Source organism: Pseudomonas putida (assembly GCF_009883635.2).
Taxonomy (GTDB): domain Bacteria; phylum Pseudomonadota; class Gammaproteobacteria; order Pseudomonadales; family Pseudomonadaceae; genus Aquipseudomonas; species Aquipseudomonas putida_W.
In genome coordinates, this window is sequence record NZ_CP026115.2 from 1,561,638 (window position 1) to 1,576,916 (window position 15,279).

11 protein-coding genes are annotated in these 15,279 nt (G+C 63.6%); 6 read left to right on the forward strand and 5 right to left on the reverse strand.

All coding sequences use genetic code 11. The features are described 5' to 3' along the window. Positions 1-4: 4 nt before the first annotated feature. The 3 genes from C2H86_RS07210 to C2H86_RS07220 are packed head-to-tail and all read left to right on the forward strand — an operon-like array spanning position 5 to position 2,723. Positions 5-919, forward strand: a complete 915-nt coding sequence (locus tag C2H86_RS07210) for a glycine betaine ABC transporter substrate-binding protein (protein ID WP_159412015.1) — start codon at positions 5-7, stop codon at positions 917-919. Continuing rightward, positions 916-1,569 carry an ABC transporter permease gene (locus C2H86_RS07215; RefSeq protein WP_159412016.1) on the forward strand — a complete coding sequence of 218 codons (654 nt, stop codon included), beginning with the start codon at positions 916-918 and terminating at the stop codon, positions 1,567-1,569. Before C2H86_RS07210 ends, C2H86_RS07215 begins: the two co-directional genes overlap by 4 nt. Beyond that, positions 1,566-2,723 (forward strand): osmoprotectant ABC transporter ATP-binding protein OsmV, encoded by a 1,158-nt coding sequence (locus C2H86_RS07220; RefSeq protein ID WP_103445605.1) that lies wholly within the window; start codon positions 1,566-1,568, stop codon positions 2,721-2,723. The genes C2H86_RS07215 and C2H86_RS07220 overlap by 4 nt, the downstream gene beginning before the upstream one ends. Positions 2,724-2,846: 123 nt before the next feature. Here C2H86_RS07220 and C2H86_RS07225 read toward each other — a convergent pair whose 3' ends face one another. From C2H86_RS07225 to C2H86_RS07235, 3 genes are all read right to left on the reverse strand, one after another. Then, positions 2,847-5,273, reverse strand: coding sequence for a TonB-dependent siderophore receptor (locus C2H86_RS07225; RefSeq protein ID WP_159412017.1), 2,427 nt, complete (start codon positions 5,271-5,273; stop codon positions 2,847-2,849). 107 nt (positions 5,274-5,380) lie between these two features. Continuing rightward, positions 5,381-6,343 carry a FecR family protein gene (locus C2H86_RS07230; protein ID WP_159412018.1) on the reverse strand — a complete coding sequence of 321 codons (963 nt, stop codon included), beginning with the start codon at positions 6,341-6,343 and terminating at the stop codon, positions 5,381-5,383. A gap of 17 nt (positions 6,344-6,360) precedes the next feature. Next, positions 6,361-6,849, reverse strand: coding sequence for an RNA polymerase sigma factor (locus C2H86_RS07235; RefSeq protein ID WP_159412019.1), 489 nt, complete (start codon positions 6,847-6,849; stop codon positions 6,361-6,363). A 506-nt stretch (positions 6,850-7,355) separates the two neighbouring features. Here C2H86_RS07235 and C2H86_RS07240 point away from each other — a divergent pair. After that, the gene (locus C2H86_RS07240) at positions 7,356-8,519 is read left to right on the forward strand and encodes a type III PLP-dependent enzyme (RefSeq protein WP_159412020.1); all 1,164 of its coding nucleotides are present in this window, start codon (positions 7,356-7,358) and stop codon (positions 8,517-8,519) included. 62 nt (positions 8,520-8,581) lie between these two features. Here C2H86_RS07240 and C2H86_RS07245 read toward each other — a convergent pair whose 3' ends face one another. Further along, a complete protein-coding gene (locus C2H86_RS07245) occupies positions 8,582-9,331 on the reverse strand; it encodes a tetratricopeptide repeat protein (RefSeq protein WP_159412021.1) in 750 nt (249 codons plus the stop codon). A 3-nt stretch (positions 9,332-9,334) separates the two neighbouring features. Continuing rightward, the gene (locus tag C2H86_RS07250; RefSeq protein ID WP_159412022.1) at positions 9,335-10,015 is read right to left on the reverse strand and encodes a Fe2+-dependent dioxygenase; all 681 of its coding nucleotides are present in this window, start codon (positions 10,013-10,015) and stop codon (positions 9,335-9,337) included. Positions 10,016-10,236: 221 nt separating this feature from the next. On the opposite strand from C2H86_RS07250, the gene C2H86_RS07255 reads away from it, so the two are divergent. Beyond that, positions 10,237-12,525 carry a TonB-dependent receptor gene (locus C2H86_RS07255; protein WP_159412023.1) on the forward strand — a complete coding sequence of 763 codons (2,289 nt, stop codon included), beginning with the start codon at positions 10,237-10,239 and terminating at the stop codon, positions 12,523-12,525. A 102-nt stretch (positions 12,526-12,627) separates the two neighbouring features. Next, positions 12,628-15,183: a PepSY domain-containing protein gene (locus tag C2H86_RS07260; protein WP_159412024.1), complete on the forward strand. Its 2,556-nt coding sequence runs from the start codon at positions 12,628-12,630 to the stop codon at positions 15,181-15,183. Positions 15,184-15,279: the final 96 nt, after the last annotated feature.

Here is a 15,279-nt window from a genome sequence, read left to right on the forward strand (position 1 = left end):
ACCCATGAACAAGAGAATCGCCTTGCTGCTGGGCGCGGCCCTGCTGTTCGCAGGATTTGCCCAGGCAGCGGAAAAACCCCTGATCCGCATCGGCGCGCGAGTGTTCACCGAACAGACCGTGCTCGCCGAAATCACCGCGCAATACCTGCGTGCCAACGGCTTCGACGTGCGCGTCACCACCGGCCTTGGCAGCAGCATCGCGCGCCAGGCCCAGGAAACCGGGCAACTCGACCTGATGTGGGAATACACCGGCGTGTCGCTGGTCTCATACAACCATATCGACGAGCGCATGCCCAATGCCGAGGCCACCTACGCCAAGGTCAAGGAACTGGACGCGAAAAAGGACCTGATCTGGCTGACCCCGTCGAAGTTCAGCAACACCTATGCCCTCGGCCTGCCCAAGCAGGTGGCCGAGGCTTATCCACAGGTCAATACCATCAGCGACCTCAACCTGGTGCTGCGTGACGAAAGCCAGCGCAAGCATCTGGTGGCACTGGACACCGAGTTCGCCAACCGCCCGGACGGCCTGGTCGGCCTGAAAGAGATGTACGACCTGCAAGTGGGCCGTGCCAACATCCGCCAGATGGATGCCGGGCTGGTCTACACCGCCATGCACAACAATCAGGTGTTCGCCGGCCTTGTGTACACCACCGACGGCCGACTGAGCGCGTTCGACCTCAAGTTGCTGGAAGACGACAAGCACTACTTCCCCGACTACACCGCCGCCCCAGTGGTGCGTAAACAGGTGCTCGACGCCAACCCGAAACTGGTCGGCCTGCTCAAGCCCCTGGCCGAGCAGCTGGATGACGAAACCATGCGCCAGCTCAACGCCAAGGTCGACGTGGAACACCAGAACCCGACCACGGTGGCCGCGGCCTTCCTGCGTGAGCACCCAATGCCTAGCGAGGTACAGCCATGAGCCTGCTCGACACATTCGCCCACCTCGACTGGGCCCAGGTGCTGCAGCTGACCTGGCAGCACATCATGCTGGTCGGCGTCGCCGTGGGCCTGGCAATCATCGTCGGCGTGCCGCTGGGCATTCTGATGACCCGCTTCCCGGCTGTTGCCGGCCCGCTGCAGGCCAGCGCCACGGTGCTGCTGACCATCCCGTCCATCGCCCTGTTCGGCCTGCTGCTGCCGTTCTATTCCAAGTTCGGCCAGGGCCTCGGCCCGCTGCCGGCGATCACTGCGGTGTTCCTCTATTCGCTGCTGCCGATCCTGCGCAACACCTACCTGGCCCTGACCAACGTCGAGCCCGGCATCCGTGAAGCGGCGCGCGGCATCGGCATGACCTTCGGCCAGCGCCTGCGCATGGTCGAGCTGCCCATTGCAGTGCCGGTGATCCTCGCCGGCGTGCGCACCGCCGTGGTGATGAACATCGGCGTCATGACCATCGCCGCCACCATCGGCGCCGGCGGCCTGGGCGTGCTCATCCTCACCTCCATCAGCCGCAGCGACATGTCGATGCTGCTGGTCGGCGCCGTGCTGGTCAGCCTGCTGGCGATCGTCGCCGACCTGCTCCTGCAAACCCTGCAACGTGCCCTGACTCCAGAAGGACTGCGCTCATGATCGAACTCCAGAACCTCAGCAAGACCTTCAACGTCAACGGCAAGGACGTCAAAGCCGTCGACTCTGTCAGCCTCACCGTCAATGAAGGTGAAATCTGCGTATTCCTCGGCCCGTCAGGCTGCGGCAAGAGCACCACGCTGAAGATGATCAACCGCCTGATCGCACCGACCTCAGGCCGGGTGCTGATCAACGGCGAAGACACCAGCGCCCTCGACGAAGTGACCCTGCGCCGACACATCGGCTACGTGATCCAGCAGATCGGCCTGTTCCCCAACATGACCATCGAGGAGAACATCACCGTGGTCCCGCGTCTGCTCGGCTGGGACAAGCAGAAGTGCCACGAGCGCGCCCGCGAGCTGATGCACATGATCAAGCTCGAACCCAAGCAATACCTGCAGCGCTACCCCCGTGAGCTGTCCGGCGGCCAGCAGCAGCGCATCGGCGTGATCCGCGCACTGGCGGCGGAAGCACCGGTGCTGCTGATGGACGAGCCGTTCGGCGCGGTCGACCCGATCAACCGCGAGATGATCCAGAACGAGTTCTTCGAGATGCAACGGGCGCTGAACAAGACTGTGATCATGGTCAGCCATGACATCGACGAGGCGATCAAGCTGGGCGACAAGATCGCCATCTTCCGCGCCGGCAAGCTGCTGCAACTGGACCACCCGGACACCTTGCTGGCGCACCCGGTGGATGACTTCGTAAGCAACTTCGTCGGCCAGGACAGCACGCTCAAGCGCCTGCTGCTGGTGCGTGCGGAGGATGCGGCGGACAACGCGCCATCGGTGAGCCCGCAGACGCCGGTCAGCGATGCGCTGGAGCTGCTCGACGAGCACGACCGCCGCTATGTGGTGGTGACCGATGGGCAGAACAAGGCGCTGGGGTATGTGCGTCGGCGTGACATGCACCGCCAGCAAGGCACCTGTGGCGACTTCCTGCGGCCGTTCAATGCCACGGCGTCGCATGACGAGCACCTGCGCATCCTGTTGTCGCGGATGTACGAGTTCAACCGGGCTTGGTTGCCGGTGCTGGATGCCGAGCAGGTGTTCCTGGGCGAAGTGACGCAGGAGTCGATTGCGGCCTACCTGAGCTCGGGGCGTTCGCGGGGGGCGAAGACCAGCATTGTTTCGCCGGCCGAGGTGGTGGCTTCGTAATCGCTGGGGGCGCTTCGCGCCCCATTCGCGGGACAAGCCCGCTCCCACAGGTCCTCTACTAGCCTTGAGGCTGGCGCTGCACCTGTAGGAGCGGGCTTGTCCCGCGAAGCAGGCAACGCGGTATCAGAACCCTACACTGGCCTGCACATAGAAGGTCCGCGGCTCACCGACATAAATGCCGGCATTGTTGTCGCTCGAACGCGTGAAGAACTGCTTGTCGAACAGGTTCTTTACCCCCGCCGCAAGCTTCAGGTTGGACATCTGCGGCCCGAACTCATACCCACCACGGGCATGCCAGGTCACATACCCCGGAATATCGCCATACTGCCCATCGGCACTCGGTTCGGTGATGTAGTCACCCGTGAAGCTACCATTGGCATTGATCCCGGTCCCCGGCGCACGCTGCTTGGACTGGGCAAAGGCATCCAGATTCCAGGTCCAGCGGTTGATCGCATAGCGCACGCCGGCTGTGGCCACCTGGCGTGAATAGAACGGCAGGTCACGGCCCTTGAAGCCCGGAATATCCCCTTCATACGTCGCGCGGGTATAGGTGTAGCCACCGCTCACCGACAGGCCGTCCAGGCGCGGGTCCAACCCGGCCAGGTCATAGCGCACCGAAGCCTCGATACCCTGGTGCTTGGTCGCGCCGAGGTTAGTCCAGCCCACGTCGTTGCTGATGTACTGCAACTCGTCGTCGAAGTCGATGTAGAACGCGGTCAGCTCACCGGCGAAGCCGCCGTTGTCATAACGGGTACCGAGCTCGTAGGTCTTGGCTTTTTCCGGTTCCAGGCCGTTGGCCGTGCTGTTGCCGGTGCCGCCCTGGCCCAGCTGGAAGTACTGCAGGCTGCCGAACGAGGTCTCGTAGTTGGCGAACAGCTTCCAGGCATCGGAGATGTGGTACATCACGCTCAGCGCCGGCAGTGGCTCGTTGCTGGTGATGCTGCGGTTCTTCTCCGGCACAGGGCGGTTGTTGGCATCGAGCACCGGGCGATCCCGCCAGTCAGTATTGATGTGCTCGAAACGGATGCCCGGGGTGATGGTCCAGTTGCCGACATCGATCTTGTCGTCGATGTAGTAGGCGCTGGCTTCGGTACCACCGCTGCGGTCCTGGAACACGTGGCCGTCGGACGTCGGCGTGGGCGTCGGCACGTTGTCGATCAGCGCCAGGCGGGTCGACTGCTCGCGCATGGCCTCTTTCAGGTAGCGGTAACCGACGCTGACTTCCTGCGTGGTAGGGCCTGCGAAGAAGATCCGCGACACCCGTGGCTCGATGGCGAAGGTGTGGTAATTGCGCGGGTACGACGACAGGGTCTTCATGTCGCGCGCGGCGATGGCGCTGCCACGGAAGCTGTCGGTGTAATAGGTCAGCACTTCGAACTGGGTGGCATCGTCCAGCTGGCGCTGCCACTTGAACGACACGTCCTTGCGCCGGCCGGCGAAGTAGTCGTAATCGCGCAGCGACTGGTACGGGTTGCTGTCGTACTGCGCCTGGGTCAGGCCACCAGGCATGTCGGCACGGCCATCGTAGTAGTGGAAGTTGAGCCAGAACTCGTCGACGTCGGTCGGTGCCCAATGGGTCTTGAGGATGACGTCGTCGATGTCGTTGCCGTTGTTGCTTTCACGGTAGCCATTGCCGTTCACACCGGTATAGAGCAACGCCACGCCCATGCCATTGTCGGCAGTGCCGCCGACGAACGCCGATTCGGTGTGCTTCCAGCCGCCATGCTGGGAGGTTTCCAGCGTGGTGGACAGCTCAGCCGATGCCTTTTCGGGGATCGCCCGGGTCACGAAGTTGATCACCCCGCCGACGTTCTGCGGGCCATAGCGCACCGAGCCTGCGCCGCGCACCACGTCGATGCTGTCGAGGTTGCCCGAAGAGATCGGTGCCATTGACAGCTGCGGCTGGCCGTAGGGCGCAAAGGCTGCCGGAATGCCGTCGATCAGCACGGTCGAGCGTGGCGACAGGCGCGAGGTCAGGCCACGCACGCCAACGTTCAGCGACAGGTCACTGCCACCGGTGCCGTTGCTGTCCTGTACCTGTACACCAGGGATGCCGCGCAGCACATCGCGCACGTTCATCGCGCCCTTCTCCACCATCGCCTCGCGGCGCACCACGGTGCGCGCGCCAGGGTGGTTCTGCACCACGGCCTGGTCGGCATCGCCCAGCCAGTCACCGACCACCTTCACGTCGGTGGGCGCCAGTTCCAGGCTGCCGGTGGTGAGCGTGCCGGCAGGCTGGGCCGGCTTCACCACCACCGTGTCCTCGGACTTCTCGTAGGTCAGCCCGCTGCCCTGCAGCAGTTGCTGCAGCGCCTGCTCGGGCGCCAGGTTGCCGGACACGGCCGGGGCCTGCTTGCCAGCCACCAGCTCGGGGCTGAAGAACAGCTGCAGGTTGGTCTGCTGGCCCAACTGGCTCAGTGCCGAGGCCAGAGGCTGGGCCTGGATCTGGATCGTGCCTGCCTGCTCGGCTTGGGCATTGACGGCTGCGGTGCTGACCGCCAGGGCCAGCGCCAGAGCGCTCAAGCGTGGATAAGGTTTGTTGTTGTTCACGTCGTCGAAACATCCTGAAGAAGGAATAAACGCCAACCGCATGCGAATGGAAATGCTTGGCAGTTGCAGCTGGCGGGGAAGACGAACGAGCGGAAAAAAACCTGAATCTATTTCGCAATTATTTCGCGGGAGCCGTCTTCATTGGCCTTGATCGCCACCGGCAGGATGCTCGGCAAGGCGCGCAGCAGCGCGTCCGTGTCATCGGTGCTAAAGGTGCTGGAGACGCGCAACTGGGCAACTTTGCCAGGTGCCACGCGCAGTGGCTGGGCGCGATATCGCGACACTTCGGCCACCACCTCGGCGAGGGTAGCGTTGTCGAATACCAGCTTGCCCTGGCGCCAGGCGGTCAGTGCGCTGGCGTTGACCGCATAAGGTGCGGCGACCTTGCCATGCGCGTCTATGTGGGAACCTTGGCCAGCGCCCAGTTGCGCCAACGAGGTGTCGCTCCCCTGCACACGCACCGAACCCTGCTCCACCGCAACACGGGTAGCGGCCGGGTCCAGGCGCACATCGAAACGGGTGCCGGTCACGGTCACGCTGCCCTGGGCGGTATCGACCACGAACGGGCGGCTGCTGTCGTGGGCGACGATGAACATCGCCTCACCTGCGTTCAACTGGATGTGCCGACGGCCTGGGCTGAAATCGACGTGCAGCTGGGTGGCGCCGTTGAGTTCGAGGTGCGAACCATCGGGCAGCTCGACCTGGCGGCGCTCGCCAAAGGCCGTCTGCAGCTGATCCTGGTGATTGAGCTGCTGGTAGTGCCAGCCCGTCCAGCCCAGCCCCAGCGCCACCACCGCCACACTCGCCGCCAGCGCCTGGCGCAGCAGGCGCCGCTGCGGCAGCTGGCGTACCGGGTCTGGCTCGCACAGCGCTTCGAGGCGCTGGCGCGGGATCAGCTCCGCCGCGCTCCAGACCGTGGCCAGGGCATCGTACTCGGCACGGTGGCTGGGGTCGGCGGCCAGCCACGCACGTAGCTGCTTGTGCAGCGCGGCATCGCGCGGCGCGTCCTGCATGCGCACGAACCATGCGGCCGCCTGCTCACGGACGGTCTCGGAACCGTGCTGTTTCATCGGAAAGGTCTCCTGACTCATCGTGCTGACACATCCAGGTGCTCACGCAGATGTCGGAGCGTGCGAATCATATACTTTTCGACCATGTTCTTGGTCAAACCCATGCGCTCGGCAATCTCGGCCTGGCTCAGGCCTTCAAGCTTCTGCCAGATGAACACCCGGCGACAGTTCAGCGGCAACTCGGCCAATGCACGCTCGACGCTGTCGGCCAGCTCCAGGGCATGCATGTAGGCTTCCGGGTCGTCGCTGGCGCTGCTGCCTTCATCGAAAGCCTCCAGCTCCAGGGCCTGACGCCGGTCTTCGCGGCGAAACCCGTCCACGGCGATATTGCGGGCGGTCTGGTGCAGGTAGGCGCGAGGCTGCTCGACCTCTTCGCGCGGGTTTTCCAGTACCCGGACAAAGGCATCGTGGGTGAGGTCCTCGGCCTGCTGACGACTGCGCAACTTGCGCGTCCAGGTGCCGATCAGCTCATGGTAGTGGTCGAGGAAGCCTTTGTGTCCGGACACGGTCGGGGTCGTCAGGGAGGCGGATGAGGGTGCGAATAGTAATGTTTCTCATCCATAACGGCAAATCTGCCCGACGGTAACAAAAAATTTATCGTCTTTTTCATGCACGGTGGTGCCAGGGAAATGTGGCCATAAATATGAACACCTGAGGCCTTTTCGCGGGCACGCCCGCTCCCACAGGAATCGCTTGATGCCTGTAAAAAGGGGCTTGCCTGCACAGGGGTCAGAACGCTCCATTCCACAATTTTTTACGCTTGAAACACCCAGGGGAACATCAGCTGGTCATGCGAGTCGGTTATTCAACGGGTAGGGCGTCGTTCCACGACGATCGCGCCCGGATTGCCTGTTGATTCTGCATTCTTCACGCCCTAAAGTGCGCGCCGAACGTCCATGCTGGAAACGATCCATCCGGCTCAAGTACTGAGTAGGCGAACCAAAGTGGGGATACGGAGGACGTTCAGTTTGCAGCCACTTAATCTTTCAGTTTGCCCATGGAGTCCCTGAGCATGTCGATCCAGGTCGAAGACTATTTCGCGCGTGATACCTTCCAGAAAATGAAGGCGTTCGCCGACAAGCAGGAAACCCCGTTCGTACTCATCGACACCCAGATGATCAGCCAGGCCTATGACGACCTGCGTGCTGGTTTCGAATTCGCCAAGGTGTACTACGCGGTCAAGGCCAACCCGGCCGTCGAGATCATCGACCTGCTCAAAGAGAAAGGTTCGAGCTTCGACATTGCCTCGATCTACGAGCTGGACAAGGTCCTGAGCCGTGGCGTCAGCGCCGACCGTATCAGCTACGGCAACACCATCAAGAAGTCCAAGGACATCCGCTACTTCTACGAGAAGGGCGTGCGCCTGTACGCCACCGACTCGGAAGCCGACCTGCGCAACATCGCCAAGGCCGCGCCGGGCTCGAAGGTATACGTTCGCATCCTCACCGAAGGCTCGACCACGGCCGACTGGCCACTGTCGCGCAAATTCGGCTGCCAGACCGACATGGCCATGGACCTGCTGATCCTCGCCCGTGACCTGGGCCTGGTGCCTTACGGCATCTCCTTCCACGTTGGTTCGCAACAGCGCGACATCAGCGTATGGGACGCGGCCATCGCCAAGGTCAAGGTGATCTTCGAGCGCCTGAAGGAAGAAGACGGCATCGAGTTGAAGCTGATCAACATGGGTGGCGGCTTCCCGGCCAACTACATCACCCGTACCAACAGCCTCGAGACTTACGCCGAAGAGATCATTCGCTTCCTGAAGGAAGACTTCGGTGACGACCTGCCGGAAATCATCCTCGAGCCAGGCCGCTCGCTGATCGCCAACGCCGGTATCCTGGTCAGTGAAGTGGTGCTGGTCGCACGCAAGTCGCGCACCGCCGTCGAGCGCTGGATCTACACCGACGTGGGCAAGTTCTCCGGCCTGATCGAAACCATGGACGAAGCCATCAAGTTCCCGATCTGGACCGAGAAGAAAGGCGAAGCCGAAGAAGTGGTCATCGCCGGCCCGACCTGTGACAGCGCCGACATCATGTACGAAAACTACAAGTATGGCCTGCCGCTGAACCTGGCCATCGGTGACCGCCTGTACTGGCTGTCGACCGGCGCCTACACCACCAGCTACAGCGCAGTGGAATTCAACGGCTTCCCGCCGCTGAAGGCTTACTACCTGTAATGCAGAACGGGGCCGAAAGGCCCCGTTTTCATGTGTGATCTCCTGTACCGGCACAGGCGACATCAGGCCTCGCGCCGCTGCAGCTCTTCAGCATAGCTCCCGGCAAAGGCCATCAACACCGGCCCCGCTCCCTGCAATGTCACCAGGGCGCTGCGCAGGAAGTTCTCATTCCCCTGGACTCGCGCGCGCTCCAGCCAGCTCCCGGCCTCGGCCACCTCACCCCGCTCGGCCAACACCATCGCCAGGCTGAACATCCCACGAAAATCCCCCGCTTCGGCCGATCGCCGATACCAGCGCACCGCCCGCACCGGGCTCGGCGCCGTAGCAATACCATGCTCCAGGTAGCGCCCATACAGGTTCATCGACTTGGCATGGCCCATCTGCGCGGCCTTCTCGTAACAGCTCAGCGCCTGGGCCTGGTTGGCCGGCAGGCCACGCCCGGTAGCCAGCAGATTGCCGAGGTTGTACAACCCCCAATCCAGCCCGGCATCGGCCGCCCGTGCATAGTGAATGGCCGACTGCGCCAGGTTCACCTCGCCCCCCCAGCCATGTTCCAGGCAACGACCGAGCATGTTGTGCGCCATGGCACTGCCCCCCTGCGCGGCAATGCCGAACCAGCGTCGGGCGACACCGGCATCCTGCTCGATGCCACGGCCATCGAGCAGGATCTGCCCAAGCAGCAACTGCGCCTCGACCATGCCCTCCCCCGCCGCCGCCAGGATCGCCTGAGCCGCCTTGCCTGGGCTGTGTTCGAGCATGGCCTGCAGGCCGGCAGCATCCACCACTTCTTCACGACGCAACTGATAGGACATGGCTCAGACCTCGGCCCAGCGGCGCAGCAGGTTGTGGTAGGTGCCGGTCAGCTGCAGCAGTGACGGGTGATCCGGCACATCGGCGGTGAGCTGCTGGATGGCATTGTCCATTTCGAACAGCAGCGCCCGCTGGCTGTCCTCGCGCACCAGGCTCTGGGTCCAGAAGAACGCCGCATAGCGCACGCCACGGGTCACTGGGTTGACCTTGTGCAGGCTGGTGCCGGGGTACAGCACCAGGTCGCCGGCCGCCAACTTGACCTGCTGCATGCCGTAGGTGTCCTGTATCACCAGCTCACCGCCGTCGTAGCTGTCCGGGTCGCTGAGGAACAGGGTCGAGGACAGGTCGGTGCGCACCCGCTCCGGGCTGCCCTTGGGTTGGCGCAGGGCGTTGTCGATGTGGAAACCGAAGTTGCCGCCCTCGCGGTAGCAGTTGATCAGTGGCGGGAACACCTTGTGCGGCAGCGCCGCCGACATGAAACGCGGGGTCTGCCACAAGCGGTCGATCAGTGCGCTGCCGAGCTCCTTGGCCAGCGGGTGCCCTTCCGGCAGCTGCAGGTTGTGCTTGGCCTTGGCCGACTGGTAACCGGCCGTGACCTTGCCGTCGGCCCAGTCAGTCTGCTCCAGCGCCTCGCGGATACGGGCCAGTTCATCGGCGTCGAACAACCCTGGGATATGAAGCAGCATGGCGGCGGCACCGTTAAGATCTGTAAAGGGCTCAATGATATTGATTCCCTTTTACGCTGCACAAGCCCTGGCTGTGCCTTAGACGATTCAGCGTCCATAAATCGTAAAGAGAATATGTAAAGATTGTAAATTCTTAGCGAATGGTAACGAGTCTCAATTGTGCCTTACAATCCCTTACATTAACATCCGCGGCCTTCACACCTTGGGGAAGGCCAATAACAATGCGTCACGTACCATCTGCAGTGAGTTCACCACGCCTGATCGTCTCGGCCATCGGGGTAGCCCTGAGCGCTTCGGGCGCCTACGCCGCCGACCCGGCTGCCAGCAATGCCGTCACCCTCGACGCCACCAGCGTCAATGGCAAGGCTGAGCAGGCCAGTACCGATTACAAGGTCGAAAAGGCCTCCTCGCAGAAGTACACCGCACCGCTGGTGGACACCCCGCGTTCGGTCACCGTCATCCCGCAGCAAGTGATCAAGGACACCAACGCCCTGACCCTGCAGGACGCCCTGCGCACCGTGCCCGGCATCACCTTTGGTGCTGGCGAAGGCGGCAACCCGCAAGGCGACCGCCCGTTCATCCGTGGCTTCGACGCCCAGGGTGACACCTACCTGGATGGCGTGCGCGACACGGGCGCCCAGACCCGCGAAATCTTCGCCATCGAATCGGTCGAAGTGGCCAAGGGCCCTAACTCGGCCATCGGTGGCCGTGGCGCCGCAGGCGGTACCATCAACCTGGTGAGCAAGCGTGCACACCTGGGCAACTCGCTCGATGGCGCCTGGACCTGGGGCAGCGACCAGACCCAGCGCTACACCTTCGATGGCAACTACCAGTTCAGCGACACCGTTGCCGGCCGCCTGAACCTGATGACCCACGAAAGCAACGTCGCCGGCCGTGACAAGGTCAACTACGACCGCTGGGGTATCGCCCCGTCGCTGGCCTTCGGTCTGGGCACCGCCACCCGCGTCAACCTCGACTACTACCACCTGGAAAGTGACGACCTGCCGGATTCGGGCATTCCGTACACCATCCCTACCGGTGGCAGCGCCGCACGTACCTCTGCGCACCCGAGCAAGCCGAACGACGGTGGCGACAGCGACAACTTCTACGGCCTCACCGACCGCGACTTCCGCAAGACCCGTGTCGACATCGCCACCTTCGCCATCGAGCACGACCTGACCGACACGCTGACCATCAAGAACACCTTGCGTCACGGCAACAGCATGCAGGATTACATCCTGACCCAGCCCGACGACAGCAAGGGCAACGTCAACAACGGCAGCGTCTGGCGCCGCGCCAACACCCGCGTTGGCAACACCGCCACCACTACCAACCAGACCGACCTGTTCGGCGAGTTCTACCTGGGAGGCCTGAAAAACAGCTTCTCCACCGGTATCGAGCTGAGCCGGGAAGAGAGCGACCGCTCGTCGTACACCGTCAACACCGACACCGTCCCGGGCGGCGCTGCCAACACCAACTGCACCCCTGGCATGATCGGAGCTACCAGCGGCTACAACTGCACCTCGCTGAGCAATCCGAACCCGGATGATCCGTGGAACGGCAGTGTTGCCCGCAACTACGCTGGCACCGACACCAAGAGCAAGACCCGCGCGATCTACGTGTTCGACACCTTGGAGCTGACCCCCGAGTGGTTGCTCAACATGGGCTTGCGCTACGACCACTTCGACACCGACTACAAGACCTACAATGCCGCCGGCACCACCACAGCCAAAGGCGACGACGTCAGCGAGTTCGTGACCGGCCAACTGGGCCTGGTGTGGAAACCGGCCGAGAACGGCAGCATCTACGTGTCCTACGCCACCTCGGCTACGCCACCAGGCGCCATGCTGGGTGAAGGCACCGAAGGCAACCCGCTGGGTGGCACCCCAGACCGTAACGGCAACCTGCTCAGCAGCGACATGGAGCCGGAAGAGACCACCAACTACGAAATCGGCACCAAGTGGGACCTGCTCGACGAGCGCCTGTCCCTGGCCGCTGCGCTGTTCCGCACCGAGAAGGAAAACGCCCGCGTCCAGGTGAACACCACCACCTACGAAAACGTCGGCGAAACCCGCGTGCAGGGCATCGAGCTGTCGGCCAGCGGCAAGATCACCGACAAGTGGCAGGTATTCGCCGGCTACACCTACATGCAAGCGCGCCAGATCGACGGCGGCCCGCTGGGCAAGGCCAACGACGGCAACCAGCTGCCGAACACGCCGAACAACAGCGCCAGCCTGTGGACGACCTACTCGATCACGCCGAAGCTGACCGTCGGTGGCGGCGCCTTCTACGTGGATGACGTTTATGGCAGCGTGGCCAACACCACCATGGTCGACAGCTACGTGCGCTACGACGCCATGGCCGCCTACAAGCTGACCAAGAACGTCGACCTGCAACTTAACGTGCAGAACCTGACCAACGAGGTCTACTACGACAAGGCGTTCTCCACCCACTTCGCCAACCAGGCGGCCGGGCGGACTGCCTTGTTGACCACCAGCGTCCACTTCTGACGAAACACCGCCAAGCCCCGTTCATACCAGTGAGCGGGGCTTTTGCGTATCAAGGCATAATGCAAGCCGCGCGGTTTGTGGCAGCAACACAAGGTGAGAGATGTGGTGAAGAAGACGCTGTTCCAACTGCACTGGTTCTTTGGCATCACTGCTGGCCTGGTGCTGGCCTTGATGGGCATCACCGGTGCGCTGTACTCGTTCCAGGAAGAGCTGCTGCGCGCCTTCAACGCCGATGTGCTCAAGGTCGAGGTGCGCGCCGAGGGCGTGCTGCCGCCGGGCGAGCTGGTGCGCCGGGTCGAGGCCGAGCAAGGCGACAAGGTGTCGATGCTGTGGGTGGACGTGCGCGAAGGCAATGCCGCGCGGGTGTTCTTCACCCCGCCACCGGGCGAGCGCCGAGGCGCGCTGCGCTATGCCGACCCGTACACTGGCGAACTCAAGGGCGAGGCGGCCGGGCAAGGCTTCTTCAACCTGATGCTGACCCTGCACCGCTTCCTCGCCATGGGCGACACTGGCCGCCAGATCACCGGTGCCTGCACCCTGATGCTGGTGTTCTTCTGCCTGTCCGGCCTATACCTGCGCTGGCCGCGCAAGGCGCTGAACTGGCGCACCTGGCTGACCCTCGATTGGGCCAAGAAAGGCCGTGCCTTCAACTGGGACCTGCACGCCGTGGCCGGTACCTGGTGCCTGCTGTTCTACCTCCTGTTCGCAATGACCGGGCTGTTCTGGTCCTATGAATGGTACCGCTCCGGCCTGAACAAACTGCTGGCTGACGAACCCGCCGCCGGCCAGCAACAAAAGCGCGGCGAAGGACGCGGCCGCCACGGGCCGCCCAAGGTCGACAAGAACGCGCCGCCGCTGGTGGTCGACTACGACGCCATCTGGGCCAACCTCAAGGACGCCGCCGGCCCTGGCTTGGCCATATACAACCTGCGCCTGCCGCCGGTGGGCGGACAACCGGCCAACCTGTTCTACCTGCTTGAGGACGCCGCTCATCCGCGTGCGTTCAACACCCTGGTGCTCGACCCGGCCACCGGCCAGGTCAAGAGCCAGGACCGCTACCGCGACAAATCCTTCAAGGCGCAGTTGCTGCAAAGCGTCTACGCCCTGCACGTCGGCGAATACTTCGGCCTGCCGGGTCGCATCATCGTCACCATTGCCAGCCTGACCATGCCGCTGTTCTTCGTCACCGGCTGGCTGCTGTACCTCGACCGCCGCCGCAAGAAGCGCCAGGTGCGCGCCGCCCGCGGCACTGTCGATGACAACCAGGCCGGCAGCGACAGCTGGCTGATCGGCTTCGCCAGCCAGAGCGGTTTCGCCGAGCAACTGGCCTGGCAGAGTGCCGGGCAGTTGCAGGCAGCAGGTCTGCCGGTTCAGGTTCGAGCCCTTGGCGACCTGCGCGAAGAGGACCTGCGTCAGTCCCGCCGTGCGCTGTTCGTGGTCAGTACCTTCGGCGATGGCGAGGCGCCCGACAGTGCCCGCAGTTTCGAACGCAATATCCTCGGCCAGCCGTGGGCACTGAACAATCTCAGCTATGCCCTACTCGCCCTCGGCGACCGCCAGTATCCGCACTTCTGCGGCTTCGCCCGGCGCTTGCAGGCGTGGCTTGGCGAGCGTGGCGCCAGCAGCGCATTCAGCCCGGTGGAAGTGGACAACGCCGACCAGGCCGCACTGCAGCAGTGGCAGCAGGAACTGGCGCAACTGACCGGTGCTCAACCGGTAAGCGCCTGGCAACCGCCAAGCTTCGGCAACTGGACCCTGGTGCAGCGCGATCTGCTCAACCCGGGCAGCCAAGGCCAGCCGGTCTACCTGCTGGGCTTGCAACCTGAAGAGCCCGCCAGCTGGGAAGCCGGTGACCTGGTGGAGATCCTGCCGCTAAATGGCCAGCCACGGATCGACGCGTTCCTTCACGGCATGGCATTGGACGCCATGGCCAGCGTACAAGTCGATGGCCTGCCGCAGGCCTTGAGCCAAGCATTGGCTGGCCGCCAGCTACCGAGCCGTCGCGATCACCTGCTTGGCCTGCATCCGCAGGCATTGGTCGATGCGCTGGTGCCGATCGGTAGCCGCGAGTATTCGATCGCCTCGATCGCCAGCGATGGCGTGCTGGAGCTGATCGTGCGCCAGGAGCGCCATGCCGACGGCAACCTCGGCCTGGGTTCCGGCTGGCTGACCGAGTACCTGCCGCAGGGCGGCACCTTGAGCCTGCGCCTGCGCCGCAACAGTGGTTTCCACCTCCCGGAGACGTCTGCACCGATGATCCTGATCGGCAACGGCACTGGCCTGGCCGGCCTGCGCAGCCTGCTCCGGGCACGGGTCAATGCGGGCGAGCAGCGTAACTGGCTGCTGTTCGGCGAGCGTAACCGGGCGCATGACCTGCTGTGTCGCGCGGAGCTGCAAGGGTGGCTCGACAGCGGCGACCTGGCGCGGCTGGACCTGGCGTTCTCCAGGGATCAGGCCGAGAAAGTGTATGTGCAGGATGTGTTGCTGCAGCACGCCGATGAGTTCAAGCGCTGGGTGGCTGACGGGGCTTGTGTGTATGTCTGCGGTAGCCTGCAAGGCATGGCTGCCGGGGTGGATGCGGCGCTTAACGGCTTGCTGGGGGAAGAGGCTGTACAGCAGCTGATCGAGGATGGGCGGTATAGACGGGATGTGTATTGATTTGAGATTGGTGTAACCAGGGCCGGCCTCTTCGCGGGACAAGTCGGATCGCCGCACCGCCGCTCCTACAGGGATGGTGTAGTACCTGTGGGAACG